Origin of the sequence: Streptomyces sp. UW30, assembly GCF_008042075.1 — a bacterium.
In the GTDB taxonomy this organism is placed as follows: Bacteria; Actinomycetota; Actinomycetes; order Streptomycetales; family Streptomycetaceae; genus Streptomyces.
Map to the genome: position 1 here is coordinate 1,609,214 of NZ_RDBN01000037.1, position 24,055 is coordinate 1,633,268.

Genomic DNA, 24,055 nt, shown 5'->3' on the forward strand with positions numbered 1-24,055 from the left:
GGCCCTTCGCGTCGCGCAGCACGCAGGCGACCGCGCCGGCGTACCGCTCCAGGAAGCGCTGTTGCCCGTCGTCGAAGCCGTCGGCGGAGGCTCCCACGACGACGAGGCAGCCCAGTCGCGCGCCTTCCCCGAGGACATGCCCGCCCTGATGTCCGTCCTGGAGCCGAACCTGCACCCGGTGCGCCGACGCGAGCTGGAATTCCGCGTCCGGCGCCCCGCCGGCGAGGTGATCTGGCTGAGCCTGAGCTGCCGGGTGCTCGCGGGCGCCGCCGACGAGCCGGGGCAACTGCTGGGCGTGGTGACGGCGACGCAGGTCAGGAGCCGCAGCGCCGACGACGTGTCCCGGATCCAGTGGCTCACCGCAGCCCTCGACGACGCGGCGACGGTCGGCGACGTCGGACGGGTCGCGCTCGCCGCGCTGCGCGAACCCCTGGGCGCCGACCGGGTGGCGCTCGCCGACGTACGCGACGAACGGCTGATGGTCACCCTGCTCGACCCGCCGGAGCAGGACGCCTGGCCGGAGCTGTGGCGCGCCCAGTGGCGCTCGGAGTGGCCCGACGCACCGGTCAGCGCCCTGCCCACCCTGCGGCTGGCCCTGCGGGACGGCCGGATGGACCTGTGGCCCGCCGGCACCGCCCTCGAACCGGGACTCGAAGGCGTCGGCCCCGGAGGCCTGGCCGTCCTGCCGCTCCCTGCCAAGGGCAGCGTCGCCGGTGTGTGCCTGGTCGGCTGGGACCGGCCGCACGAGTTCATCCCCGAGGAGCGGTCCCTGCTGACCGCCACCGCGGCACTGATCGGGCAGGCCCTCAAACGGGCGCACGCCCATGACGCCGAGCAGGAACTCGCGACGATGCTCCAGCGCAGTCTGCTGCCGCGCCGGCTGCCCGAACTGCCCGGCGGCACGGCCGTCGCCCGCTATCTGCCCGCCCGCCGCGGCCTCCAGGTGGGCGGCGACTGGTACGACGTCATCGCGCTGTCCGAGGACCGGGTCGCGCTGGTCATCGGCGACGTGCAGGGACACAGCGCCGGAGCGGCGACGATCATGGGGCAGATGCGCACCGCGGTCAGGGCGTACGCGGTGGAGGGCCACCCGCCCGACGTGGTCGTGTCGCACGCCAACCGCCTCCTCGTCGGCATGGAGACCGACCTCTTCGCCACCTGCTGCTACGTCGAACTGGACATGGAGGAGGGCACCACCCTCTTCGTCCGTGCCGGACACCTCTCGCCGCTGCTGCGCCATCCCGACGGCACCACCGAGGAGGTGCTGGTCGAGGGCGGGCCCCCGCTGGGCGTTCTCGCCGACGCCGAGTTCCCCCTGACCTCGGTCGCGCTGAGCCCCGGCACGGTGCTCGCCATGGTCACCGACGGCCTGGTCGAGGCGGCCGATCTGCCCCTGGACGCCGGCATGGAACGCACCCGCGTCGCGCTCGCCGCGGCCGATCCCGAGGACCCGGCGCGGATGGCCGACGCGCTGCTCGGTGACGGCCGCCGGCGCGAGGACGACGTGGCGCTGCTGCTGCTGCGCTACGACGGCATGAAGACCAAGCCGATCCGGGCCGGCTGGGTGGTGTGGCGGCTGCCCGACGCCGTCATGCACGCCCGCCGCTTCACGGCGCGCACCCTGCGCCGCTGGCACGTCCAGGAAGCCGCCGACGCGGTACTGCTCGTCGTGTCCGAACTCGTCACCAACGCCCTGGTGCACACCCAGGGATCGGTCCGCCTCGACCTGGTGCTGCGCGGGAACCGGGTCCGGGTCAGCGTGAGCGACTCCTCGCCGCGCGCGCCCGCGAAGCCCGTGATCGTGGACTGGGAGTCGACCGGCGGCCGGGGCCTGCTGCTGGTCGAAGCGGTGTCGGACGCCAGCGGCACCGTCCCGGTGGCCGGCGGGAAGCAGGTGTGGAGCGAGATCACGGTGCCGGAGGGCGAAACCGGTCACCGCGAACGTGAGGCTGTGAACGGAGGGGAGCTGCGATGAGGGCACATACGCTGCACACCGCCGTCGCGGCACTCGTCGCCGGACTGCTGGCGGTGTCCCTGGCCGGCTGTGGCGGAGACGGCGAGGCGGACACGGAGAGCTTCTCGGTGGGCCTGCTGCTCCCGAACACGGTGACGCCCCGCTGGGAGCACTCCGACAAGCCGCTGATCGAGAAGCGGCTCAAGGAGCTGTGCGCCGGCTGCACGATGGTGTACGCCAACGCCGAGAACGACGCCGCGAGACAGCGCCAGCAGATGATCTCCATGATCACCAACGGTGCGAAGGTCCTGATCCTCGACCCCGCCGACAGCAAGGCGCTGCGCTCCTCGATCATGGAGGCGGACCGGGCGGGCGTCCCMGTCATCGCCTACGACCGGCTCGCCGACGGCCCGATCTCCGGCTTCGTCAGTTTCGACGGTGCGAAGGTCGGCAGGCTTCAGGGCCAGGCGCTCCTGAGAGCCATGGCGCAGCGGGGGGACGGCTCGAACGTCGTGATGATGAACGGCGACCCGAGCAGCGCCAACGCGGAGTGGTTCCGCAGGGGCGCGATGTCCGTCCTCGCGGGCGGGGCGAAGATCGCCAGGTCGTACGAGACCACCGGCTGGAGCCCGGAGAACGCCCACGCGAACATGTCGGCCGCGATCTCCGCGCTGGGAGCGGACCGCATCGACGGCGTCCTGGCGGCCAACGACGCCATCGCCGCGGGGGTCATCTCGGCCTTCAAGAAGGCGGGCGTCAAGCGGCTCCCGCCGATCACCGGCCAGGACGCCGACCTCGAGGCCGTGCGGCGCCTCGTCAAGGGCGAGCAGTACATGACGGTGTACAAACCGTTCGAGAAGGAGGCCGCCGCGGCCGCCGCCATGGCGGTCGCCCTGGGGCGGGGCGAGGACGTCCGCGACGTCTCGACGACGCAGACCGACAGCCCCACGCACAAAGACATCCCGTCCATTCTGCTCACGCCGACGCTGGTGACGGTCGGCGACATCGAGAAGACCGTCATCCACGACGGCGTGTTCACCGTCCAGCAGATCTGTCCCCCGAGACTGCGCCCCGGCTGCGGACGGGTCGGCCTCATCGGATGAGGGGACGGCTGGTCGGCGCGCCGCCCCGGGCGCAGCATGGGAGGGGAACGAGCAACGGAGGTCAGCCATGAAGACCGGAGCATCGGACTACGACCGCTGGCTGTACTCTCACACCCCCTCGCAGGCCGAGGGCGAACGCGACGAGACCAATGAGCGATCGGCCGTTGAGCGCCACCCGGACGTCCCCAGGACCGAGCCGTCCCAGGCCGAGGGCGAGCGGACGGACGACAACAGGTCCGCGTGAGGGGCACCCCGGCTCAGCGCAGGGACCGCACGAACACGTCCCCGATCAGGTTCGTGTCGTCGGGCACCAGGCCGGGGTAGTACGAGTCGAAGACGGCCGTCGACTCGTCCGCGCTCAGCGCAGCCCGCCCCACCGTGACGGGCGCGCCGTCCTGCCCCGGGGAAAGCAACTCCTCCTGGCCGGTGTGCGTGTCGCGCAGGACCAGCCCCAGCGTCCGGCGGTCCGCGTCCGCCGTGTTCAGCAGCACCCTCGCGCCGTTCACGGACAGGTCGGACACCTGGGTGAGATCGGTGGGGGAGAGGCCGTCGTAACGCTGGAGCGTGCGCTTGCGCAGATCACGGACGAAGCCGTTCCAGCCGTTGTTCGGATCGTCGCCGGGGACCAGATTGCCGGCCGTCGAGCTGAACCCGACCTTGGAGCCGTCGGCGCTCAGCACCGGACCGATCGCCGACCTGTCGGCCGGCGCGCCGTCGTGAGTCGCGTCGGCCTGCACGGTCCGGCCGGTCACCCGGTCGTACACCAGGATGTCGCCCTGGTCGTCGTCGGCCGGCCCCGAATAGCCCTCCAGATAGGCGACCTTGCGGCCGTCGGCGCTCATCGAGATCTGCTGGCACTGATGGAACTTCTTCGAACCGTCCGAGGGCCGGCTGACCCGCCACACCTGCCCCGTGCGGCGGTCCAGGAGCATCACCCGGCAGGCGAAGGCCCCGTGCTCGTCGACGGCGGGCCGGGCGACGAAGGCGACGTACCGCCCGTTCGCGCTGATCGGGGCGATGCCGTACGACACGTGGTAGTCCTCGGCGAGCGCGGGCGCAAGGCGTTCGATCCGTCCGGTGCGCAGGTCCATCACGTGGATGGAGGACGTGGCGGTCGCGGCCGAGTACGAGGTGAAGGTCAGGTGGCGCCCGGACTCGGACAGCTGCGGAGTCGACGTCGTCCCGCCCGGCACCACCACCCGCGTCAGCGGGGCGTCGGGAGCCGTCCGGTAGTAGACGCTGTACGACACGTCGGTGCCGGGGGCCAGATTCGTCGCCCCCGAGGCGAAGGCGACGACCCGCCCGTCCGCGCTGACCACCGCCTCCACCGAGTGTCCGTTGCCGCCCGTCCCGTCGGGAGCCACGCTGATCCGTTCGGTGCGCGGGACCTGTTCGTCGCCGGCCGCACCCGTGGGCCCGGACAGTGAGGTGAGTGCGGCGGTCACAGCGGCGGTCACGGCGATGCGTAAGCGAGGTCTCATCAGAGGGCTCCCCTTCGGTTCCGGTCCCGGGACGACGTCAGTCGGGATGAAAGCGCGGCGGCCGCGAAGGGTCAATGCCGCAAAGCCGCTTCCATGACGGAGCTTTCAGTGGAGCCCACCGTGGATCTTTCCGCGCCGATCAGCGATACTCTGAACGTGTTCAAAAAAAAGGGGGAGCACATCATGCGTGACACGAACGCGGCAGCCCAGGACGACACACCGGCCACCGCCCTGGGGCCGACCGCCCTCGTCCTCGGCGCCTTCTCCATCATCGGGGGCTTCGTCTTCTTCCCGTTCGCGTGGATCGCCGGGCCTCTTGCCGTGACCTTCGGGGTGGCGGGCATCCACTACGCCCGTCAGGGCATCGGCCGGATGTGGACCGCCACGCTCGGCACCGCCCTGGGTGCGGCCGGACTGACCGGCATGATCAGTCTCATTGGCGGGCTCGCCGCCTAGGGCAGGGCGCGTTGGCCTCGCGAGGCAGGAGCGGCGGGGCGAGGCAGGAGTGGCGGGGCGGGAACTCCCGCGGTGCGGGAACTCCCGCGGTGCGGTTCTATCGCGGTCGCATCAGGTGCAGGTCCTCACCCCATGCGTCCAGCACCGCCCCGTGCCCGGCCCGCCGGGCCGCTGCCTCGACCTGGGCGAAGAGGCGGCGCTGTGTGGGCACGTCGCCCGTACCCGAGATGTGGTCCGCGGCGACGAGCAGGTGACCGGTGTCCCAGCCGGGCAGCGGGAATCGGGCGAGTTCCCACTCCAGGTACCTGTTGTAGGGGCGCGGACGACGGTCCAGCGCGAAGAGCAGCTCCAGCAGGAACCGGATGCTGTCGGCGGCGTCGAGGCGGGCCGCGAGCGCATGTCCGTCGCGGTCGTTCTTGACCGAGCGGTAGAGGGAGTTGGCGTAGGCATCAAGCCACCCGCCCGCCTCCCGGAAGGCTTCGCCGGCGTCGAGTCGTGCCTTGTCGGCCACGATCCGGGTGATGACTCCGTCGAGCCGGTCGAGCACGATCCGGGCCCGGGCGAGGGCGTACCGCTCGAAGCCGGGCATTCCGGCGGCGCGGAATTCGTCGAGGGAGACGATGACGAGGTCGAGTGCTGGGGTGCGGTGCCCTGCGAACCGGGTGAGGCCCGTCGTCGCACCGTCGGCGAGGATGACGTACAGGTCGTGGTCGGAGTGCTCGGTGGCCATGCCCTCGTGGGCCCGGGAGCCCTTGAGGACAAGGCCGACGACAGCTGCATCGGCGGCGGCGAGTTCGACGAACGCGTCGTAGGAGAGGGGTTCCTGAGCAGTCACTGCGTGATCTCCGGTGTTGTGGTGACGGGTATGCCGACCGGGCGGCCCGACTCACCGGGTCGCCCGCACCGTCTGCGGCGGCGCATGGCCGTCGCCCGGAAGATCAACGCACGTGCGGACTCTATCGGCGGGCCCGCTGAGCGGCCCGGTTTTTGGCGCCTACGACGCTCACTGCGCCGAAATCTGCTTGCCCGAGGGCCTGTTCAGCGCCGCCGGGCCCATGCCGGTGTCCAGATCTCGCCGTTCGGAGGATCGTGGTGCACGGAAGTGAGGTACGCGCGCAATGGGGTGAGCGCCGGGTGTGGATTGTCCGCGTGCCAGAGCAGTGAGTGCGGGTAGACCGGGGTCGGGTCGCGCAGGGGGATCAGGCGCATGTCGTAGCCGGCGGGCCAGACGAGGGGCGTCTGGGTGCCGAGGAAGGTCGCCAGTGTCGAGGAGGCCGCGATCGTGTCGATGAGCGCCTCCACCCCGAAGTTGGGGCCGGTCGCCTCGATGGTCAGCCCGAAGTCGGCGGCCATCGCCTCGTAGTACGCGGTCCACTCCGTGCCGGGGACGTTGCCCGGCATCCAGATCCGGTGGCCGGCCAGCTGGGCGGGCGTGACGGCGGCGGCCCCGGCGAACACGTGGGCGGGCCCGGTGAACAGGTGCAGTAGCTCGTCGTGGACCGGGCTGATCTCGATGCCGTCGGGGATCCGCTGCCCCGGCATGGTGACGGCCCGGAAGGTGGCGTCGATGATGCCGTCCCGGACGGCGGAGATGGCCTCCTCCGCGCCGGGCAGCGTCACGACGTCGAGGGCGATCCCGGGATGCGCGCGGTGGAACTCCCGCAGCACCCCGGCCAGCGCGCCCGCCGGCCCACCACGTCGACGCGCAGGGCACGGCTGCCGGGCCGCACGGACTCCCTCGCCCGCTCCTCGGCCTGGAGCAGGGACCGGGCATGGGACAGGAACGCCTGCCCGTCGATGGTGAGCTCGGCACCCCGCGGGGTGCGGGTCAGCAACCGCACCCCGAGCTCCCGCTCCAGCGCCGCGACCCGTTTGGACACCGCCTGCTGGGTGAGGGCCAGATCCACGGCGGCCTTCTGGAACTGGCCGGCTTCGGCGACGGCGACGAAGGTTCGTACGGCGTTGAGGTCCACATCGGCCAACGTATCTGTACAACACCATGTTGTGATTCAGCGGCTCGTCGGTTGTTCGATGTGCCTGGTCACCTGTTCGCGGATGGGAGGTGACGCAGTGATGTCCCCGGCTGATCAACTCTGCGTTGTGCAGCTGGCGGTGCCGCCCAGACCTCGGCGGCCCTAGAACCCGTCCACCCCGAGCTCGGTGATGCCCGCGTACAGCCAGCTCCACATCTCGCCGCTGGGTGTCCCGCGGTCGAACAGGCCCGGGGCCAGGTCGTCCATCTCCTCCAGGAACAGTTCCGCCACCGCGTCCTGGCCGCCCTCCACCGGATAGGGGTGCCAACAGGCGTTGCTGTAGCGGTAGACGGCCTCCAGGACGCGCGTGAAGACGTCGAGGTCCGGGGCGAGCGGCACCAGCGCCTTGCCCCTGGTGCTGCCCACGCGGGTCCAGATGTGCACGGACCCGTCGTGGCGGTGCAGGTACAGCTCGCCGTGCTCGAACGCGCCGAAGCCGATCAGATCCGACGCGGACACGCCGCCGGGCAGGCCGTCCTCGGACAGGTCACCGTCGGCCGGGGGCCGTATGGCACCGGCCGGCCGGGCCTCGTACTCGGCCCCATGGCACACCCACACCGTGGGCAGGCCGATGTCCGACAAGTGCCGCCTGGTTCCCGGGTGTTCGAGGCCCGCGGGGAGATCGCCCCCGGGTATGCGCACCACGTACCGCTCCCCGAAGGCGTCGTCCACCCGGGCCGGGGTGAGCGGGCCCGCCGGCCGCCGCAGCTCCGGTTCGGCATCGGGCAGAGCCTCCTCGGACGAGGCGCTGTCGATCCCCTCGCCCCGAGGCCAGTCCCGCAGCACGTCGGAGTCGGTCTCGATCACCGCTATGCCATGCGTGTCCTGGACGAGATACCTGGTCCTGCCGCCCTCGACGGCGACCGCGGCCGCGCTCTCCCAGCTCTCCGGAGCGGTCAGATCCCAGTCGTGCAGGTCGGGCGCGGCAAGTGCCTCCCGCGACAACCCCGCATCGGGCAGGGCCCCTTCGCCCCGGACCGCGACTCTCCGGCCGGTCTCCGCGTCGAGCCACAGCGGTCCGCGCCAGTCGACGACCTCGACGAGCTCCCGCCCCTCGTACAGGCGTCGGTGCACCTGGTGGTAGTCGCCGTTCAGGCTCGGGTGGGCCACGAACCAGTTGACCGGCCGCCACCACGCCCACACCGTCCGCCATGGCATCCCCGGCTCGGCCTTCGCGATCCCCTCGGCGTACTCCTCGTGGCCGGTCGCCTTCGCCGCGAAATGCAGCCACGCGGCGAATTCGGCGGGCGTCACCGCCGCGTCGCCGAATATCGCCTCGGCCTGGAGGAAGACCTCGCGCCCCACGCCGTCAGCGGCAGCAATGCCGGCGCGCACCGCCGCTCGGTCGGCGGCCAACAGGCGTGCGGGGTCGGCCAGTACGTCATCCAGCTCCTCGATCATGCCGGCATCCTGTCACCCGCCACTGACATCGCCCCTCGGTCCCCGAGCGACGTGCGGAGCTCCCGCCCCCTCGATGTCTCACCACTGACCTCCTCAATACATCGGAGGAGTCAAGAGCTTGGACAAGGTTCGCTGACATGGGTGTGGAGGTCATGGCTTTTCCTCGGCCCAACGTGCCCCATTCCTGGTGCTGTTGAGGTCATTGACAGGTGCATCAAGCCTGCTAGGTTCCGCGATACACCCGATGTATCGATGATCCGTCAGGTCTGGAGGACGCATGACCTCACAGCCGGAGAGACGTTCGCAGGTGGCCCGCCGAGTCGTACTCGGTACCGCGTTGGGCGGCGCGGCAGCGGCGGCCCTGCCCGCAGCGGCCCACGCGGAAGAGCCCTCGAAACCGGGCAGGCGCCCCTGGCGACTGAACGACACCATGACCACCGACAGCGCCTGGTCGAGCTTCCTGCGCGGCCAGGATCTGCTGTGGACCAAGCTGCCCACCCGCTGGTACGAGGGGCCGTTCCTCGGTGACGGGCTGCTCGGCAGCATGATCTACCAGGAACCGGGCGCCAACCGGATCCGTTTCACCGTGCAGCACGGCCGGGTACAGGACCACCGGCCCGCGTTCGGCAGCGGCTGGGGCACCTGCCGGCTGCCCGTCGGACACGTCACACTCGATCCGGTCGGCACCATCACCGCCGTGAACTGGCGGCTGAGCCTGTGGAACGCCGAACTCACCGGCACCGTCACCACCACCGTCGGCACGCTCACCCTTGCCGCCGTCATCCACGACGAGGTCCTGGCCCTGCGCGCGAAGGCCGACGGCGGCGAACGGGTCGTCTGGACCTTCCACCCCGAGGAGGCCATCAGCCCGCGCAAGATCAGCGAGGCGCCGCCCGCCGGCTACACCCCCAACCCGCCCTGGACCACGCGGACCGCCCCCGACGGCACCGAGCAGGTCCTCCAACCCCTCACCGGCGGCGGCCAGACCGCCACCGCATACCGCCACGACGGCGACGACCTGCTGGTCGGCGTCGGACACAGCTTCCCCTCCGGCACCGCCGCCGAGGCCGACTCACTGCGCAACCTGCGGCGCGCGGCGTCGTACGGCAGCCTGCGGCGACGGCACATCCGCTGGTGGCGCGACTTCTACCGCAAGAGCTTCATCTCGTTCCCCGACCAGCGGCTCCAGAGCTTCCACTGGATCCAGCTCTACAAGGTCGCCTCCGCCAGCCGCGCGAACGGCCCCGTCATGGCCACCGCCGGCCCCTGGCTGGAACCCACGCCCTGGCCCGCGGTCTGGTGGAACCTCAACCTCCAGCTGGAGTACTGGCTCATCCACGGCTCCAACCACCTGGAACTCGACGCGCTCGCCACCACCCTGCGCCAGAACCAGGAACAGCTCATCGCCAACGTGCCCGCCGCCTACCGCGCCGACAGCTCCGGAGTCGGCCGCAGCTCCGACATGTTCGCCAACCGGGGCGTGCCCGAGATAGGCACCGGTGGCGAGGCCGGCAACCTCACCTGGGCGCTGCACAACGCCTGGCTGTCCTACCGCCACTCCATGGACAAGTCCCTGCTGCGCGACACGATCTACCCGGTGCTGCGCAGGGCGATCAACTACTACCTGCACTTCCTCACCCCGGGCAGCGACGGCAAGCGGCACCTGCCGAGCACCCTGTCGCCCGAGTACCCCGTCGTGCCCCCGCGGGACACCAACTACGACCTGGCCCTGATCCGCTGGGGCTGCCGGACGCTCATCGAGTCGGCCGAAATCCTCGGCATCGACGACGAGTTGATCCCGCGCTGGCGGGAGGTGCCGGCCAGGCTCACCCCGTACCCGGTCGACGAAAACGGCTTCATGATCGGCGCCGACACCCCGTACGCCCAGTCCCACCGGCACTACTCGCACCTGCTCATGGTCTACCCGCTGTACCTCGTCAACTGGGACCAGCCCGAGAACCGCGACCTCATCGCGAAGTCGGTGGTCCACTGGCACGCCCTGACCGGCGCCCACCGCGGCTACAGCTACACCGGCGCCGCCTCGATGTACGCGATGACCGGCGACGGCGACACCGCCCTGTCCTATCTGCGGAAGTTCTTCGACCCCACCACCCGTTACCCCTGCCAGGCCAACACCCACTACACCGAGGCCGGTCCGGTTATCGAGACGCCGCTGTCCGCCTCGCAGTCGCTGCACGACATGTTCTGCCAGAGCTGGGGCGGCGTGATCCGCGTCTTCCCGGCCGTCCCCACCGACTGGGCGGACGTGACCCTGCACGACTTCCGCACCCAGGGCGCCTTCCTGGTCAGCGCCGTCCGCAAGGCCGGGACCACGAGGTTCATCCGGATCAGGAGCCTGGCGGGCGAACCGCTCCACCTACGCCACGGCCTCACCGGCACCCTCACCGTGCTCCTCGACGACGGCACCCCCGCCCGCACCCGCGACCTGGGCGACGGCACCCTCGCCATCGACCTGCCCAAGGGCCGCGAGGTCCTGGTCCACTCCGGCTCCCGCCCCGACCTCGTCATCGCGCCCGTCGCCGTCAGTGAACCGGGCCCCGCCTGGGGACTGCCGTAACCACCGTCGGACCGCACGCACCACAAGGAGGTTCACATGGCGGTTCCCCTCAGGACCGCGGTCGCCGCGCTCTGCGCCGGGCTGGTGGCCACACTTCTCACGACCGGGCCCGCACGGGCCGACCAACGCGAGCGCATCTGGACGGTGTCCGGCCCCGGCCGTGCCGCCGCACACGAACCACGGGCGCGGATAGCCCTGGACGCCACGACCGGCACCGTAAGCCTGGCGGTGACCCGCGCCGGCCGTACGGTCGTCGAACCGTCGCCCGTCGGCATCGTCACCGAACAGGCCGACCTCTCCAAGGACTTGCGCTTCCTGCGCCGCAGCGACCGGCTCGTCGACGAGAGGTACCGGGCGAAGTCCGGCAAGCGACTGGACCGCCGTGTCCGCATGAGCGAGACCCGCCTGTCGTTCGCCACCTCCGCGGGCGCCCGGCTCGACCTCGTCGTCCGCGCCGCAGCTGACGGCGTCGCCTACCGGTACGTCCTGCCGGGCGGATACGGCGACGTCCTCGGCGAGAGCTCCGCGTTCAACCTGCCGCCGGACGCGAGCGCGTGGCTCGGCGCCTACCGGGTCGACAACGAGGGCCAGTTCGTGCGGTACACCGCTGCCACGGCACCCACCGGCGAGTACTCGGACCAGGCGCTGTTCGAGACCGACGGCGGCTACACCCTGCTCGCCGAGTCCGACCTCACCGGCGGCTACTCCGGCGCCCGGCTCGCCCACGACCAGGGCACCGGCACCTACCGCATCAAGCTCGCCGACGACCGGATCGACACCGACGGCCCCCTCGCCACCCCCTGGCGGGCGATGGTCACCGGCGACCTCGCCACCGTCACCCGGTCCACCTTCACCGACGACCTGGCCCCCGCCTCCAAGGTCCCCGACGCCTCCTGGATCAGGCCCGGCACCGTGCTGTGGACCTGGCTCGCCGGCGGCCGCCCGGCAGGCCAGAGCCTCACGGCGCAGAAGGCCTACGTCGACTACGCGGCCGAGCGGAACTGGCCGTACGAGGCCGTCGACGCGGGCTGGTACTTCAAGAGCGACGCGTGGGACACCACCGACCCCGCCTGGCAGACCACCAGCTGGATGCCCGAACTCGTCGAGTACGCGCGGGCCAAGGGCGTCGGCATCATCGTCTGGATCCACCAGCGCGACCTCGACACTCCCGAGGAACGCGCCCGTTGGCTGCCCACCCTGGAGCGGTGGGGCGTCAAGGGAGTCAAGATCGACTTCATGAACTCCGAGGCGCAGCCCATGCTCCGGTGGTACGACAGCATCCTCGCGGAGACGGCCGCCCACCACCTCCTGGTGGACTTCCACGGCTCCACCATCCCCAAGGGCATCCAGCGCACCTGGCCGCACGTCATGACCCTGGAGGGCGTCGCCGGAGAGGAGAAGCGCACCAATACCGCCGCCCATCTGACCACCCTGCCCTTCACCCGCAACGTCATCGGCTCCATGGACTTCACCCCCGGCGCCTTCCAGCGCGTCGGGCTGCGCCCCAACTCGGACGCGGCCGAGGTCGGGCTCACCGTGGCCTACGAGTCGGGCCTGCAGATGTTCGCCGGCACGCCCGAGTCGTACGACGAACGGCCGCTCGCCCGCGCCTACTTCGACCAGGTTCCGGCGGCCTGGGACGACACCCGGCTGCTCGACGGGCGGCCCGGTGAGGAAGCCGTGCTCGCCCGGCGCAGCGGGGACCGCTGGTTCATCGGCGGCGTGTACGCCGGAGCCGCCCGAACCGCCGAGGTACCGCTGACCATCGGACCGGGGCGGTGGCTGGTCGAGACGGTCGAGGACGGCGCCGACGGGCTCGTTCAGGAGCGGAGGGTGCTGCGGGGCGGTGACACCCTCGGGGTGGACATCGTCGCGGGCGGCGGCTTCGCCGCGATCGCCTGCGCGTGGCGTCCGGGAATCACCACCTGTCACCGCTGAGCGCGACCGCACTCGCCACATTCACGTCGTTCACACTGATGAACAATGCTCACGTGGGTGTACAGCGTCGAGTCTCTCGTGCAAGGCTCGGTCAACTCCGTTATCCCGTTGACCAGTTGGAGGGACGAGCATGAGTGTTTCCCGGCGTACTGTGCTGGCCACGGCTGCCGGTGCCGCGGCGATGGGTGTCGCCTCGGCGCCGGCCGTGGCCGCGGACGTGACCGCCGGCAGGGCACCGGCCCCGACCCTGCGCAAGCTGCGCGCGGCGGCCGACTACGCCGTCGACAAGCTCCACGCGGTCGCACCGAACGTGACCGCGTTCCCGGTAGGCACGAAGTTCGAGAAGTGGACCTACTCGCAGAACGGCGACTGGGTCGGCGGCTTCTGGCCCGGCACCCTGTGGATGGCCTGGCTGCACAGCGGGGACGACGCCTTCCGCGCCGGGGCGCTCGCCTCGGCGCAGAAGCTGGCCCCTCGCCAGTACGACACCGGTACGCACGACCTCGGATTCCTCTTCTACCCGTCATGGGTCACCGCCTGGCGGCTGACGGGTGACGACGCCTGGCGGACGGGCGCCCTGCGGGCGGCCGACTCCCTGATCCAGCGGTACAACCCGCGCGGACGCTTCATCAGAGCGTGGGGCGCCCTGAATGACGAGAGAAACGCCGGCCGGGTCATCATCGACACGATGATGAACCTCGACCTGCTGGCCTTCGCGAGCAGTCAGACCGGCGACGCGAAGTACCTGGACATCGCCGTGGCGCACGCCAGGACCGCCCAACGGGTCTTCCTGCGCCCGGACGGATCGACCCCGCACGTGTACGACTTCGACCCGGCGAGCGGCGCCCCGATCGGCCCGGGCACCGTGCAGGGTTACAGCCCCACCTCGTGCTGGTCGCGCGGACAGGCGTGGGGACTGTACGGGTTCACCACCATGTACCGGCGCACCGGGAACGCCGAGTTCCTCGCCACGGCTCGCAGGCTCGCGGACTTCGCGGTGGGGGCGCTGACCCCGGACCACGTCCCCGTGTGGGACTACGGCGCCCCGCAACAGCCGTACGACATCAAGGACGCGTCGGCCGGCGCGATCATGGCGTGCGGCCTGCTCGACCTGGCCGCGGCCACCGGCCGGCAGTCCTACCGCGAGGTGGCGCTGCGGCTGCTCACCGCGCTGGCCGAGACCTGTCTGACGAGGAACTCGGCCCGCGCGGACGCGATCGTCGCCCGGTGCACGCGCAACCGGCCGAGCGAGGACGGCGTCGAGATCTCCCTGCCCTATGCCGACTACTACCTGCTGGAGGGCATCCTGCGCGTGCTCCGGCCGCAGGACGTGGACCGGGCGATCGACCTGTCCACGGTCTGATCGCCCGGACACCACTGGTCAGCCCGCGATCGAGTCCAGCTGTTCCGCCGCCGGGCGCAGGACCCACAGGTCACCGCCCGGCGGCTCTTCCAGCAGCGGTACGGCCCGTTGCGCCTGCCTGTCTCCGGCGTCCGCGGCCGCGTGGACGACGTCGGTCGCCGCGTAGCGCCGGAATTCCAGCTCCGGGTGCGGCCAGGTGGCGGCGCCCGTCGCGGCGGGCAGCAGATAGTCCACCGCCTTGAACAGGCTCTGCCCGTCCGGCCCTTCGTAGGCCCACAGGTTCACGCCGACATTCCGGCCGATGGCCGCGAGCCGGGTGTAGGCGACCAGGTCGAACGTGGAGTAGTGCCAGCTCCTGGTCCGGGTCAGCTCCTGGGGCTGGCTTCCGTCGGACGCGATCTGCGGCGCGATGCGCTTGTGCCGGGTGTCCAGGACCGTACGGCGGGCCAGGTCCCTTTCGCCGGTCGCGTAGGCGAGGGCGGCGAGCTGCATGTCGTAGAAGGTGCCGTGGTTGTTGGTGGCGGCTGCCTCCTGCTTGCCGAAGTCGCTGTTCCTGAGCCAGTCGCGGAAATCGGTGTTCCACTTGGCCATGGCGGTACGGTCCTTCGCCGTCCAGCCGGGGGCGCCGGCCTCCAGCAGGGCGAGCGCGTCGAGGACGCTGGTGTACGACTGCGAGAAGTCGATGATGCCGATGGCGCGGCCGTCGTACTTGCACGGGATGAACTGGGCGTGGTTCAGGTTCGGGTTCATCCTCGTGGCCGGATCGAGGAACCAGGTGCGCAGCACCTGCCCGGCCTTCTCGGCGTACCGCTTGTCGCCGGTGTAGTACCAGGCGAGGGAGAGGTCGTAGGCGGAGTCGAAGGTCTTCTCGACGTCCTGGCGGTCGGTGCCGGAGTCGACCTCGGGGTTGCGCTCGCCGTCGCGTTGTACATACGGGCAGCCCCAGGGGTTGTCCGCGGTCGGGGCCTTGGAGGGCCACCAGTACGGGGCCTGACTGAGGTAGTCGTGGACGTCGCCGCCGGGGGCCGGCCGGGGTTTGTCGACGACGGTCCACGGCCCCAGGTTCAGCCATTTGTCGGCGCGGGTCTTCAACGCCCCTACTGCCTGGCGGAGTTGGGCGTCGCCGCGATCGAGGCGGATCTTCGTCTGCTGGAGCCGGGCACCGTCCAGGACGGCGGTGTGCGGGACGCGAGGCGGGTTGGGCGCCTGCGTCCGGGCCGTGGCGGCGGGGACGGCGCCCGCCGTGAACGCGGCCAGGGCCACCAGCAGGACGACCGGTCGGGGTTGTGCACTCATGTCCGTCCTCCCATGCTGAGATCTTCATGTATATGAACGATGTTCAGATGTGCGTGCGAGCTGGTCGCGAGCATGGCATGGCCGTCGGGAGGGGGAAAGGGGTGTGCGCCGGTTTGTTGGTGCGGACCTTCAGCCGCGATCACCGCCGCTCATCGGTGCGTTGACGGCCACCACGAACATCGACAGCGCCTGGAAGAGGCGGTCCGCCTCGGTGCGCGCCCGCTGCCCGGCGATCCGGCCGTCCGCCTGCGCGCGGGTCACGGTGCTCGTGTAGCGGGCCGCCTCGGCCAGCCCGCTGAACAACGGCAGGACCGCCGACCCGGTGAACACGCTCGAGTGCACCTCGACCGTCACGTCGACGAAGCCGGCGTCCAGCAGCAGGTTGCGCGAGCGCCCTGCGGGCCTGTGTCAACGCCCGCTCCGTCTCGCCCAGTTCGTGGATCACCTTGTCGGCCCGGTAGCCGTCCAACGAGGCGTCCGCCGACGGCAGTTCGTACGCGGCGGCGTTCCGGAAGTCCGCCGTGGGCCAACGCAAATGCGAGCGACGGCGATCATGCGCTCACTCGAGTCCACGAACTGCGCGCCGCCCTGATCCGTCCCGACAGCCACGTCGCCTGGGCAGGCACCGACCGGGACGACGCACTGCTGAGCGCGGGCGCGGGCGCGGACCGGGCCGTCGCCGCTGCCGTGGCGCAAGGTCCCCGAGGGGCCCTGTCACTCCCGTGAACTCCCCGTCGATGCCGGCCCGTGAACTCACCCTCTCCGTACGGACCTTGCATCGGGTGTTCGAGGCGGCCGTCGCCGGACACGTGCGCGGCAGCCGGCTGGAAGGGGCCCGGCTCGAACTCCTCATCCGGGCCTTCAAGAGCCGGAACGGCCATACACCCGCCGAGCTCGCCCGCCCCGGTGTCGAAACGGGATCCGGACAATCACCCGTGCGGAAGGGTTAAGGGATCCTCACCTCCTGGTGGCCGTGCGGTGAGGGGTTCATGATGGGCGCATGACGTTGGCCGCGCGAGCCTTCGCGCAATTGGCGACCTGGCCCGACCTCACCGAGGTCGAACCGAGCTGCGGAACCGGCCGGGCACTGGCCGCAGCCCACGGCGAGATCGCCCACTTCCATTCCGACCAGAACCTCGACCTCTGCCTCACGGCGCGGGTCATCCGGCGGTTCGAGGAGCACCTCGGGGCCGCGACCGCGGTCCGGATGGTCCCCGGCTCGCACTGGGTGACGCTGCGCCTGGAGGTGGTGGCCGACTTCGACCTGCTGATGACCTTGGTGAGCCTGGCTCTGCGCGCTCATCAGTCATGGCCGCTGCCCGATCACCAGCACCTGGCCCGATGCAATGATCAACGCGTCGCGGTGGTTGCACGCCAGAGTCTCCGCTAGGGCTGACCGACCTGACGGGGCTGATTGCGTCCCCGTTACCCGTTACGCTGCCAGCCGTCCGGCCCGCTCCCGCGCCACTCGATCAGCCCGGACTGGCGCACCCAGTCGTCGTCGACGTCGTCCAAGCCCGCCAGGCGCAGGAACTCGACCACGTCGAGCAGCCCGTACGCCATGCCCAGGAACCGGTCGTTGACGCGGACCCGTCGCCCACCGTCCTCGGCGAGGGGGTATACGACGATCGGCTGCGCGCTGGCCATGGGACCAGGGTGCGGCCGACAACGGGCGGGCGCATGCCGAGCGCCGCGCCGACACGGCCGCAGCCGTCACCCTGACAATTGTCAGGAGCGCAGGCAGCGGCCCTCTCTCTAGGGTTCGGGTTGTCTTCCCGGCCCCGGCCGCACCTTGGGGGCACCCTCCACAGACAGGATGAGACGGCATTTCATGCGGCGCACGCGGCAAGATCAGCGGTGCGACCCGGGCCCTTCACCGTCCGCTCCGCCGGACAGAGCCTGACCACGCCGTTCCGGCGCGCCAGCACCGACCCGCAGTACCAGTTCCGGGTCTGCGGCTCGCTGATCTCCGACAGCCGGGTCCACTGCTCCAACTGGTGGTAGACCCCGCGGTCCCCGCGTTCCCTGCCCGCTCCGACCGCGCACCCGCGAAAGGCATGACCATGCGCAGACCTCAACCTCGCGCCGATCAACTCGATCCACCTCAGGGAATACCGGTGAGGCGCCGTCTTCTCGCTGCCGCCGCCGCGCTGCTGCTGGTCGGCGGCGTGGCAGGGTCCGCCGCCGCCGACGCCCCGGCCGCGCGTCCGTCGAAGGCCGCCGCGTCCGTCCAGGTGCCCGACGGCGTCACCGCCTCGGCCGCCGTCTTCGACCGGCAGACCGGCACCTTCACCGAGCAGCTCAACACGAGCGCCCGCTTCCGGTCCGCCTCCGTCGTCAAACTGCTGCTGGCGCTGGACTTCCTGTGGAACCGGGGCCCCGACTACACCGTGCCCGCCGCCGACCGGGCCCTGTTGGAGCCGATGCTCCGCAGCAGCAACGACGACGCGGCCTCCCACTACTGGGAGGTGAACGGCGGGTCGGCGATCATCACCCGTATGGTCGGCCGTCTCGGCCTGAGTGACACGACACCGCCGCCCGCCGACTACGAGGGCTACTGGGGCTACACCTCGCTCTCCGCCCGCGACACGGTGAAGATCTACCGCTACCTCCTGGACTCGGCGCCGGGCCCGGTACGCGACTTCGTCATGGGCAACCTGCGCCAGTCCACGCGCTGCGCCTCGGACCACTTCGACCAGCACTTCGGCGTCGCCGGGGCGTTCGAGAAGCCGTGGGCGGTGAAGCAGGGCTGGTCGGGCTCGTACGAGGAGGGCACGTGCGGTTCGACGGGCGCGGCGAGCGCGTCGCGTTCCGCGGGTCCGGCTCCGGCGCCGGCCGCCGCGGCGGACGTGGACCTGACCCGGCCCGCACTGCACAGCACGGGGACGGTGGGCGCCGGTGACCGGTTCGTCGTCGCTGTCTTCACGCTGCATCCGGTCGGTACGTCGTACGGGAAGGCGTACACGGACATCGGCCGGCTGACCCGCTCGCTGAACGTTCCGGGGGCGGCACGGCCCGCGGGGTGGTGGTACGGCACGTGGAGCAACCATGTGAACGTCCGACCCGATGCGTCCACGGGGAAAGCGCCGATCACCCAACTCCCGGCGGGTGTCGAGGTGTTGGTGGGATGCCAGGCGAGGGGGCAGAAGGTCGAGGTGCCGCCGTACTCCAACGACTGGTGGGCCTACCTGCCTCAGTACGGCGGCTGGATCTCCAACATCTACATCAGCTCGCCCGACAACCGGCTGCCGGATGTGAAGGACTGCTGAACGCCGGGTCGGTGATCGCCGGCGAGCCGTTTCCTCACCGCTCGTAGGCGGCGAGGAAGCGGAGCACCTTGTCGACGTGCGGCTTGACGCGCTGGGGGACTCCGCGCTCCTCGATGACGGTGCGATCGCTCGTGCGGTAGCCGGCCGCGATCAGCGCGGGGAGGTCCTCGGCGGGCAGGTGGGCCTTTTTGAACTGCTGGTCGAGCCAGCACACGTACAGGCTCATCGTTGAGATCGCGTCCGCCGGCGACCGGTAGTCCTTGTCCCCGTCGCCGTCACCGTCCACCGCCCAGGCCCGGAACACCGACGGCGTCCACATGGCGATGCCGTACTCCTCGGCCTCCGGGCGGGCCGCATTCGGGTCGAACCCGCTCTCCGCCTTCACCATCGCGGCGAGGAACACGGGCGTGACCTCTTCGTCGGTGCAGCGCCGGGCGGCGTTGACGAGGACGGGGCGCAGGTCCTCGGGTACGTCGGAGTCCTCCGGGATCTCTCCCGGGGCCGCGATGGGCGTGGCGGTGACGGTGGAGGGAGTGCCGCGCCCCGGGTCGTCACCGCCGTCGCCGCCCCCGAGCAGCGCGAACCCGATGGCGGCGGCGGCCGCGACCCCGAGGAACGACAACGCGGCGATCGGCAGCGTCCGGCGTCGGCCACGCGCGCCGGAGAGCCCTTCGATCCGGGTCGCGAGGCTCGCGGCGCTGTGGGGGAGCCGCGTCGCGTGGTCCGGTGCCAGGCAGTCCCCGATGAGTCGGCGCCAGCCCTCGTCGAGCCCGGCGTCGAGTCGCAGCGGCGTGGTGCCGCGGGCGTAGGCCTGGGCGGCGAGTGAGCGGGCGCGAGCGGTGGCGCCGGGGAACGGGTGGAGGCCACCGGTGAGCACCTGGTGGGCGAGGACGCCGAAGGCCCAGATGTCGGCGGTCGGCCGCACCACCGTCCCGTCCGCTCCGGTGCGCTGGGACCACCACTCGGGCGGCAGGTGGTCGAGGGTGCCGAGCGGCGGCAAGTGGGCGTGGGTGCCGTCGAGTTCGGTGGCGAGACCGAAGTCGGCGAGCCAGACCTCGCCGTCCGGGCCGAGCAGCACATTGGCGGGTTTGAGGTCGCCGTGCACCCAGCCGGCGCCGTGCATATGGGCCAGCCCGGCGGCGACACCGCGCAGGATCCGCACGGCTTCCGGTACCGGCCTGCCGGTCTCGGCCGAGTCCAGCGTCTGGTGCAGGCTGGCCTCGGCGCGGTCCATGACGAGCGCGATCGCGCCGTCCAGCGCGGGCAGGTCCGGAGCGTCGACGGTGCACACGGCGCGGGTCCGTACGAGGTGCGGATGGTCCGCCTCGGCGCTGAACCGCACCTCGCGCGCGACGAGTTCGCCGAGTGCGGCACGCTGGCCGGGTGCCAGGGCGCCGGTCGGCAGCACCTTCACCGCCGCCGTCGCGCCGTCGGCGACGGAGCGGGCCTCGTACACGGTGCCCCACCCGCCAGACCCGATGACCGCACCCAACTCCCAGCCCTCGACGCGGAAACCCGCAGGCAGGCGTGGTGCTCCGAGGGCGCCCTCCTCGGCGCCTGACGAGGTCACGCGCCGGTCCCCTCACGGACGGTCCCCTGGGAAACGGTCCCCTGCGTCAGGGTCCGCTTGCGGGGCGGCAGCAGGGCGAGATGCTCCTCCCGCACCAGGCCGAAGCGCAGCGCGAGGGAGGCGAGCCGGGTGCGTTTGGCGCCGGTACGGCCGTTGCCGTCCGCTCCCGGCTCCTCGCCGAGATCCAGGCGCAGCTTCGCGAAGGCCAGGTAGTCGATGTGGTAGTTCACGGCTGAGCGGGTCAGATCACGGCAGCTCTCCAGCGGACGCAGCCGCTCCGCGATGTCCCCGGCACCCGGCAAGGCGCTGTCCGACAGGTCGCGCAGCCGCGGCTCGCACAGTGCCACCAGAACCAGGAAGTACTTGGCCGTCACGTCGAGCGCGTAGGGATGCACGGTCTGCTCCCCGGCACCGGGCGCGGACCGCTCGTCCAGATAGGCGTGCTGCGGGGCGAACACCTTGAAGTCGGCGGTCCCGTTCAGCGCGGGCAGGACGACCCGGGAGAACTCGAAGGGCACCGGCGCTCCGAGCCGCCCGGGCGCGACGGTGATGTACTCGCCGGCACCCTCCAGGTTCTCCACCACATACGCGGTGTCACGACTGAAGTTCGACAGCCGCCAGTAGTCCTCGGCCGCCTCGAGCCGCCCCGCACGCCGGGAGATCCCGGGGTCGGGCAGGACGATGGCGACGCCGCCTCCGCCGGGCAGCCCGCGCCCGAAGTCGGCCACGTCGCCCGGTCCCATGTGCAGCAGTTCGGGCTTGCCCGCGCCGACGTCGTCCGGCTGCGCCGGACCGGGCGGCTGGACAATGATCGTTTCCATGCCGGCTCTCCCCCGATGTGGTCGCCAGGATTCTACGGGCGGTTCCGGTGGCCGCCTGCCCGGCGCATGGTGCGTGGTAAGTGGTACGTGGTACGTGGTGTGTGTGGTGCGTGGATTGGTGCCAGTGCTTCCGTCGACGGCGGATGGTCAGTCCGCCCCGGTCGCTACGACACCGAGAGCATCACCGGTCACAGGAGCCGCCGCAACCACCTGTGCCGGTTCTGTGACCCTGGAACCATCCCGGCCCTGTTGACCTGCGGCTTTGCGAGTGCCTGGGATGCCGTGGCAGGCCAGTGCGCCTCGGTACCGGGCGTTCGGGCCGGCCCGGACGAGCGTCCGGGTGGCCCACGGGGCTGTGGGTGAGGCCGTACATCACCCACCGAGTTCGCGCCCACCGGCCGTGCGAGGGAATGAGCCCGCGGTGACCTTCGATGCCGACGAACTCTACGGGAGGCGCTGTCCCGACGACGACTCACCGCACAAGAACTTCTGCTTCACCATCGCCACTTGGTACGACCAGCACCTGATGCTCGACGCGCTGGACGGCGGCGTCACACACTACGACCCGAACGGCTGGGACCACGGTGCCGGATGGAAGGGACCCGCCGCCGGATCCCTCCCCGCGCCGGCCCTACTCCTCGGGCTGATCGCCGAGTCGATCAGCTCCGGCCGGAGGGATCCGGGGGAGAGGTCACGACCTTGCGGGCGTAGGTGGCCAGTTGGGCCCGTAGCCGCTCGCGCGGTACGCCCTCCTGGCCGGCCAAGCGCTCGACGAGGTCGGCCCGGACGGCGGCGAGCAGGGCGTGGGCGGTGAAGTCGGGGTCCGTCAGTCCGGGGATCTGCTCCAGCACCGACCGGAGCAGCCCGTGCCAGAGTCCGTAGTGCTCCGCCTGGTACGGGCTCGTACTCCCGCTCTCCTCCAAGGCCAGTACGAGGCGACGGTTGTCGAGCTTGAAGCACAGGAGGGCGTCGAGCAGAGCGGGCACTCGCTCCTGCGCCGGGGTGGTGGGCCCTAGGGGCGGCGGGCCCGCCTCCACGGCCTCGCGGACCGGCTCGAGCCGGTCCGCGTACAGCGCGCGGAGCAGCCCGGCGCGGTCGCCGAAGGCACGGAAGACAGTCCCCTTGCCGACCCCCGCCGCCGCCGCGATGTCGGCCATCGTGAGGTCTTCCGGGCTCTCGGAGCCGGTGAAAAGGCCGTCGGCGGCCTCCAGGACGGCCTGCCGGTTGCGGGCGGCGTCCTTGCGGGCTCTGCGCTCGGGCTCGGGCACGCGGTTTCTCCCATTCCACCGATTGAAAAACGGACCCGGGGTCCGTATCGTTGAAGTGAAGCGGACCCAGGGTCCGCATTCTATGAGACGGAGGATACCCATGTCTGTACCCGTATCGCTCCCTGCGGCGGATCTGTACCGCTACAGCCTGCGACTCCTGCTCGACAAGGACATTCCCGGCTGGATCGGCCTGTGGGCCGAGGACGGGGTCATGGAGTTCCCGTTCGCACCTCCCGGCTGGCCCGCACGGCTGGAGGGGAGGGAGGCCATCGCCGACTACATGCGCCCGTACCCCGACCACATCGACCTCCACGACTTCCCCGAGGCCGACCTGAGGATCCACCGGACCTCCGACCCGCAGACCATCGTGGTCGAGATGCGCGGAATCGGCAGGCAGGTGGAGACCGACCGCCCCTTCGACATGAGGTACATCGCCGTCGTCACCGTCGAGGAGGGCCGTTTCACCTCCTACCGTGACTACTGGAACCCGCTCGCCGTCCTCGAACCCGGCATCGACTTCACCGGGAGCAGCCGATGACGTCCACCGGCGCAACCTCTGCCATCAGCACCACTTCTGTCACCGGCACCACGCTCGTGATCGGTGCGACCGGGACAACCGGCAGCCGCACCGCCGCCCATCTGGCGGCCGCCGGTCACGCGGTCAAGGCGGCCAGCCGCAAGGCCTCACCGATGACCGGAGCCGACCCCGTCCGCTTCGACTGGTACGACCCCGACACCCACGCCGCAGCCCTCGACGGCGTAGACCGCGTCTACGTGATCCCACCCGTCGGCGACCCCGACCCCGCGGCGGTCGTCCTGCCCTTCCTGCGCCGGGCCCGAGCCGCCGACGTCCGGCGCGCCGTGCTGCTCAGCGCCTCCTCCATCCCGGAGGGCGGGCCGGCCGTGGGGCTGGTGCACCAGGCACTGCCGGGCATCTTCGACGAGTGGGCGGTGCTGCGGCCGTCCTGGTTCATGCAGAACTTCACCGGCGAACACGTGCACGCCGCCGGCATCCGGACCGACGGCATCATCCGCACGGCCACTGGGAACGGCCGCGTCGGCTTCGTCGACGCCGAGGACATCGCAGCCGTGGCCGCCCACGCCCTCACCGACGTCCACGCCCCCAACACCGATCTCGTGCTCACGGGACCCGAGGCCCTCAGCTACGACGACATCGCCACGGTCATCACCGAGGCCACCGGCCGCCCGGTGACCCACCGGCCGCTGTCCTACGAGGAGATGCGCGACCGACTGGCCGCGCTGATGCCCGAAGAATTCGCCGCGATGCTGGCAGACATGGACCGGGCCATCGCCCAGGGAGCGGAGGACCGGGTCACCGACTCCGTCCACCGCATCACCGGGCGGCCGGCGGGGAGCTTCCGGGGCCTTGTGGAGCGGGAGTTGTGCTGGTGAGCTGGAGGGGGCTCGGCTGATCAACGCGGTTCACCTTGACCAGCCCCGCATCTGAGGGGTCGAGAGGTCGCCTTTGGGTGCCGATCCTTCGCGATGCCCGGGCGGGCCCTG

The 24,055-nt window shown here is 71.2% G+C and carries 22 protein-coding genes and 1 pseudogene; 13 read left to right on the forward strand and 10 right to left on the reverse strand.

Annotated features, from left to right (window positions below):
* From EAO75_RS26085 to EAO75_RS46055, 3 genes are all read left to right on the forward strand, one after another.
* Nucleotides 1–1,975: SpoIIE family protein phosphatase (locus EAO75_RS26085; RefSeq protein ID WP_147998077.1), on the forward strand; the 1,975-nt coding region annotated here is incomplete at its 5' end.
* The gene (locus EAO75_RS26090) at nucleotides 1,972–3,057 is read left to right on the forward strand and encodes a sugar ABC transporter substrate-binding protein (RefSeq protein WP_147997453.1); all 1,086 of its coding nucleotides are present in this window, start codon (nucleotides 1,972–1,974) and stop codon (nucleotides 3,055–3,057) included. The genes EAO75_RS26085 and EAO75_RS26090, both read left to right, overlap by 4 nt.
* A gap of 67 nt (nucleotides 3,058–3,124) precedes the next feature.
* The gene (locus EAO75_RS46055; protein ID WP_187284574.1) at nucleotides 3,125–3,301 is read left to right on the forward strand and encodes a hypothetical protein; all 177 of its coding nucleotides are present in this window, start codon (nucleotides 3,125–3,127) and stop codon (nucleotides 3,299–3,301) included.
* A gap of 13 nt (nucleotides 3,302–3,314) precedes the next feature.
* On the opposite strand, the gene EAO75_RS26095 is transcribed toward EAO75_RS46055, so the two are convergent.
* Nucleotides 3,315–4,538 (reverse strand): TolB family protein, encoded by a 1,224-nt coding sequence (locus tag EAO75_RS26095; RefSeq protein ID WP_147997454.1) that lies wholly within the window; start codon nucleotides 4,536–4,538, stop codon nucleotides 3,315–3,317.
* Between the two features lie 183 nt (nucleotides 4,539–4,721).
* Here EAO75_RS26095 and EAO75_RS26100 point away from each other — a divergent pair, with 183 nt between their 5' ends.
* Nucleotides 4,722–4,994 (forward strand): hypothetical protein, encoded by a 273-nt coding sequence (locus EAO75_RS26100; RefSeq protein WP_147997455.1) that lies wholly within the window; start codon nucleotides 4,722–4,724, stop codon nucleotides 4,992–4,994.
* A 97-nt stretch (nucleotides 4,995–5,091) separates the two neighbouring features.
* Here the strand turns inward: EAO75_RS26100 and EAO75_RS26105 are convergent, their stop codons facing one another.
* The 3 genes and pseudogenes from EAO75_RS26105 to EAO75_RS26115 form a co-directional block, all read right to left on the reverse strand.
* Nucleotides 5,092–5,829, reverse strand: a complete 738-nt coding sequence (locus EAO75_RS26105; protein ID WP_147997456.1) for a hypothetical protein — start codon at nucleotides 5,827–5,829, stop codon at nucleotides 5,092–5,094.
* Nucleotides 5,830–6,032: 203 nt separating this feature from the next.
* A pseudogene (locus EAO75_RS26110) lies at nucleotides 6,033–6,967 on the reverse strand (LysR family transcriptional regulator).
* A gap of 162 nt (nucleotides 6,968–7,129) precedes the next feature.
* The gene (locus EAO75_RS26115) at nucleotides 7,130–8,428 is read right to left on the reverse strand and encodes an SUKH-4 family immunity protein (protein ID WP_147997457.1); all 1,299 of its coding nucleotides are present in this window, start codon (nucleotides 8,426–8,428) and stop codon (nucleotides 7,130–7,132) included.
* Between the two features lie 277 nt (nucleotides 8,429–8,705).
* Between EAO75_RS26115 and EAO75_RS26120 the strand changes: the two genes are divergently transcribed.
* The 3 genes from EAO75_RS26120 (at nucleotide 8,706) to EAO75_RS26130 (ending at nucleotide 14,307) form a co-directional block, all read left to right on the forward strand.
* Complete coding sequence (locus tag EAO75_RS26120) at nucleotides 8,706–11,006, forward strand: glycosyl hydrolase family 95 catalytic domain-containing protein (RefSeq protein WP_147997458.1); 2,301 nt, start codon at nucleotides 8,706–8,708, stop codon at nucleotides 11,004–11,006.
* Between the two features lie 36 nt (nucleotides 11,007–11,042).
* Nucleotides 11,043–12,944: a glycoside hydrolase family 97 protein gene (locus EAO75_RS26125; RefSeq protein ID WP_187284575.1), complete on the forward strand. Its 1,902-nt coding sequence runs from the start codon at nucleotides 11,043–11,045 to the stop codon at nucleotides 12,942–12,944.
* Between the two features lie 130 nt (nucleotides 12,945–13,074).
* Entirely contained in the window at nucleotides 13,075–14,307 is a 1,233-nt protein-coding gene (locus EAO75_RS26130; RefSeq protein ID WP_147997459.1) for a glycoside hydrolase family 88 protein, read from the forward strand.
* 18 nt (nucleotides 14,308–14,325) lie between these two features.
* Here EAO75_RS26130 and EAO75_RS26135 read toward each other — a convergent pair whose 3' ends face one another.
* The gene (locus tag EAO75_RS26135; RefSeq protein WP_147997460.1) at nucleotides 14,326–15,603 is read right to left on the reverse strand and encodes an alginate lyase family protein; all 1,278 of its coding nucleotides are present in this window, start codon (nucleotides 15,601–15,603) and stop codon (nucleotides 14,326–14,328) included.
* Between the two features lie 129 nt (nucleotides 15,604–15,732).
* Nucleotides 15,733–15,933 (reverse strand): hypothetical protein, encoded by a 201-nt coding sequence (locus tag EAO75_RS46720; RefSeq protein WP_222723983.1) that lies wholly within the window; start codon nucleotides 15,931–15,933, stop codon nucleotides 15,733–15,735.
* Nucleotides 15,934–16,325: 392 nt separating this feature from the next.
* Between EAO75_RS46720 and EAO75_RS26145 the strand changes: the two genes are divergently transcribed.
* Together EAO75_RS26145 and EAO75_RS26150 are read left to right on the forward strand one after the other, a co-directional pair.
* Nucleotides 16,326–16,553: a hypothetical protein gene (locus tag EAO75_RS26145; RefSeq protein WP_187284576.1), complete on the forward strand. Its 228-nt coding sequence runs from the start codon at nucleotides 16,326–16,328 to the stop codon at nucleotides 16,551–16,553.
* A gap of 50 nt (nucleotides 16,554–16,603) precedes the next feature.
* Nucleotides 16,604–16,993: a luciferase family protein gene (locus tag EAO75_RS26150; protein ID WP_147997461.1), complete on the forward strand. Its 390-nt coding sequence runs from the start codon at nucleotides 16,604–16,606 to the stop codon at nucleotides 16,991–16,993.
* Between the two features lie 35 nt (nucleotides 16,994–17,028).
* Here the strand turns inward: EAO75_RS26150 and EAO75_RS26155 are convergent, their stop codons facing one another.
* Nucleotides 17,029–17,250 carry a hypothetical protein gene (locus tag EAO75_RS26155; RefSeq protein WP_147997462.1) on the reverse strand — a complete coding sequence of 74 codons (222 nt, stop codon included), beginning with the start codon at nucleotides 17,248–17,250 and terminating at the stop codon, nucleotides 17,029–17,031.
* Between the two features lie 210 nt (nucleotides 17,251–17,460).
* Here EAO75_RS26155 and EAO75_RS46060 point away from each other — a divergent pair, with 210 nt between their 5' ends.
* Both EAO75_RS46060 and EAO75_RS26160 read left to right on the forward strand, forming a co-directional pair.
* Nucleotides 17,461–17,607, forward strand: a complete 147-nt coding sequence (locus tag EAO75_RS46060; RefSeq protein ID WP_261989405.1) for a hypothetical protein — start codon at nucleotides 17,461–17,463, stop codon at nucleotides 17,605–17,607.
* Between the two features lie 113 nt (nucleotides 17,608–17,720).
* Nucleotides 17,721–18,872, forward strand: a complete 1,152-nt coding sequence (locus EAO75_RS26160) for a hypothetical protein (protein ID WP_147997463.1) — start codon at nucleotides 17,721–17,723, stop codon at nucleotides 18,870–18,872.
* Nucleotides 18,873–18,906: 34 nt separating this feature from the next.
* Here EAO75_RS26160 and EAO75_RS26165 read toward each other — a convergent pair whose 3' ends face one another.
* The 3 genes from EAO75_RS26165 to EAO75_RS26180 all read right to left on the reverse strand — a co-directional run bounded on the left by EAO75_RS26165 (nucleotide 18,907) and on the right by EAO75_RS26180 (nucleotide 22,531).
* Complete coding sequence (locus EAO75_RS26165) at nucleotides 18,907–20,442, reverse strand: serine/threonine-protein kinase (protein ID WP_147997464.1); 1,536 nt, start codon at nucleotides 20,440–20,442, stop codon at nucleotides 18,907–18,909.
* On the reverse strand, nucleotides 20,439–21,263 hold the full coding sequence (locus tag EAO75_RS26170) for a serine/threonine protein kinase (protein WP_147997465.1): 825 nt from the start codon (nucleotides 21,261–21,263) through the stop codon (nucleotides 20,439–20,441). The genes EAO75_RS26165 and EAO75_RS26170 overlap by 4 nt, the downstream gene beginning before the upstream one ends.
* Nucleotides 21,264–21,922: 659 nt before the next feature.
* Entirely contained in the window at nucleotides 21,923–22,531 is a 609-nt protein-coding gene (locus EAO75_RS26180; RefSeq protein ID WP_261989406.1) for a TetR/AcrR family transcriptional regulator, read from the reverse strand.
* Between the two features lie 100 nt (nucleotides 22,532–22,631).
* On the opposite strand from EAO75_RS26180, the gene EAO75_RS26185 reads away from it, so the two are divergent.
* Both EAO75_RS26185 and EAO75_RS26190 read left to right on the forward strand, forming a co-directional pair.
* The gene (locus tag EAO75_RS26185) at nucleotides 22,632–23,069 is read left to right on the forward strand and encodes a nuclear transport factor 2 family protein (protein ID WP_147997467.1); all 438 of its coding nucleotides are present in this window, start codon (nucleotides 22,632–22,634) and stop codon (nucleotides 23,067–23,069) included.
* Nucleotides 23,066–23,944 carry an NAD(P)H-binding protein gene (locus EAO75_RS26190; RefSeq protein ID WP_147997468.1) on the forward strand — a complete coding sequence of 293 codons (879 nt, stop codon included), beginning with the start codon at nucleotides 23,066–23,068 and terminating at the stop codon, nucleotides 23,942–23,944. Before EAO75_RS26185 ends, EAO75_RS26190 begins: the two co-directional genes overlap by 4 nt.
* Nucleotides 23,945–24,055 lie beyond the last annotated feature (111 nt).

Bases quoted from the DNA above. Each gene is read 5' to 3' on its own strand.
- EAO75_RS26115 (WP_147997457.1), bottom strand. From the start codon at position 8,428: ATGATCGAGGAGCTGGATGACGTACTGGCCGACCCCGCACGCCTGTTG.
- EAO75_RS26095 (WP_147997454.1), bottom strand. From the start codon at position 4,538: ATGAGACCTCGCTTACGCATCGCCGTGACCGCCGCTGTGACCGCCGCA.
- EAO75_RS26125 (WP_187284575.1), top strand. From the start codon at position 11,043: ATGGCGGTTCCCCTCAGGACCGCGGTCGCCGCGCTCTGCGCCGGGCTG.
- EAO75_RS26185 (WP_147997467.1), top strand. From the start codon at position 22,632: ATGTCTGTACCCGTATCGCTCCCTGCGGCGGATCTGTACCGCTACAGC.
- EAO75_RS26190 (WP_147997468.1), top strand. From the start codon at position 23,066: ATGACGTCCACCGGCGCAACCTCTGCCATCAGCACCACTTCTGTCACC.
- EAO75_RS26120 (WP_147997458.1), top strand. From the start codon at position 8,706: ATGACCTCACAGCCGGAGAGACGTTCGCAGGTGGCCCGCCGAGTCGTA.
- EAO75_RS26155 (WP_147997462.1), bottom strand. From the start codon at position 17,250: ATGGCCAGCGCGCAGCCGATCGTCGTATACCCCCTCGCCGAGGACGGT.
- EAO75_RS46055 (WP_187284574.1), top strand. From the start codon at position 3,125: ATGAAGACCGGAGCATCGGACTACGACCGCTGGCTGTACTCTCACACC.
- EAO75_RS26170 (WP_147997465.1), bottom strand. From the start codon at position 21,263: ATGGAAACGATCATTGTCCAGCCGCCCGGTCCGGCGCAGCCGGACGAC.
- EAO75_RS26100 (WP_147997455.1), top strand. From the start codon at position 4,722: ATGCGTGACACGAACGCGGCAGCCCAGGACGACACACCGGCCACCGCC.
- EAO75_RS26150 (WP_147997461.1), top strand. From the start codon at position 16,604: ATGACGTTGGCCGCGCGAGCCTTCGCGCAATTGGCGACCTGGCCCGAC.
- EAO75_RS26135 (WP_147997460.1), bottom strand. From the start codon at position 15,603: ATGAGTGCACAACCCCGACCGGTCGTCCTGCTGGTGGCCCTGGCCGCG.
- EAO75_RS26130 (WP_147997459.1), top strand. From the start codon at position 13,075: ATGAGTGTTTCCCGGCGTACTGTGCTGGCCACGGCTGCCGGTGCCGCG.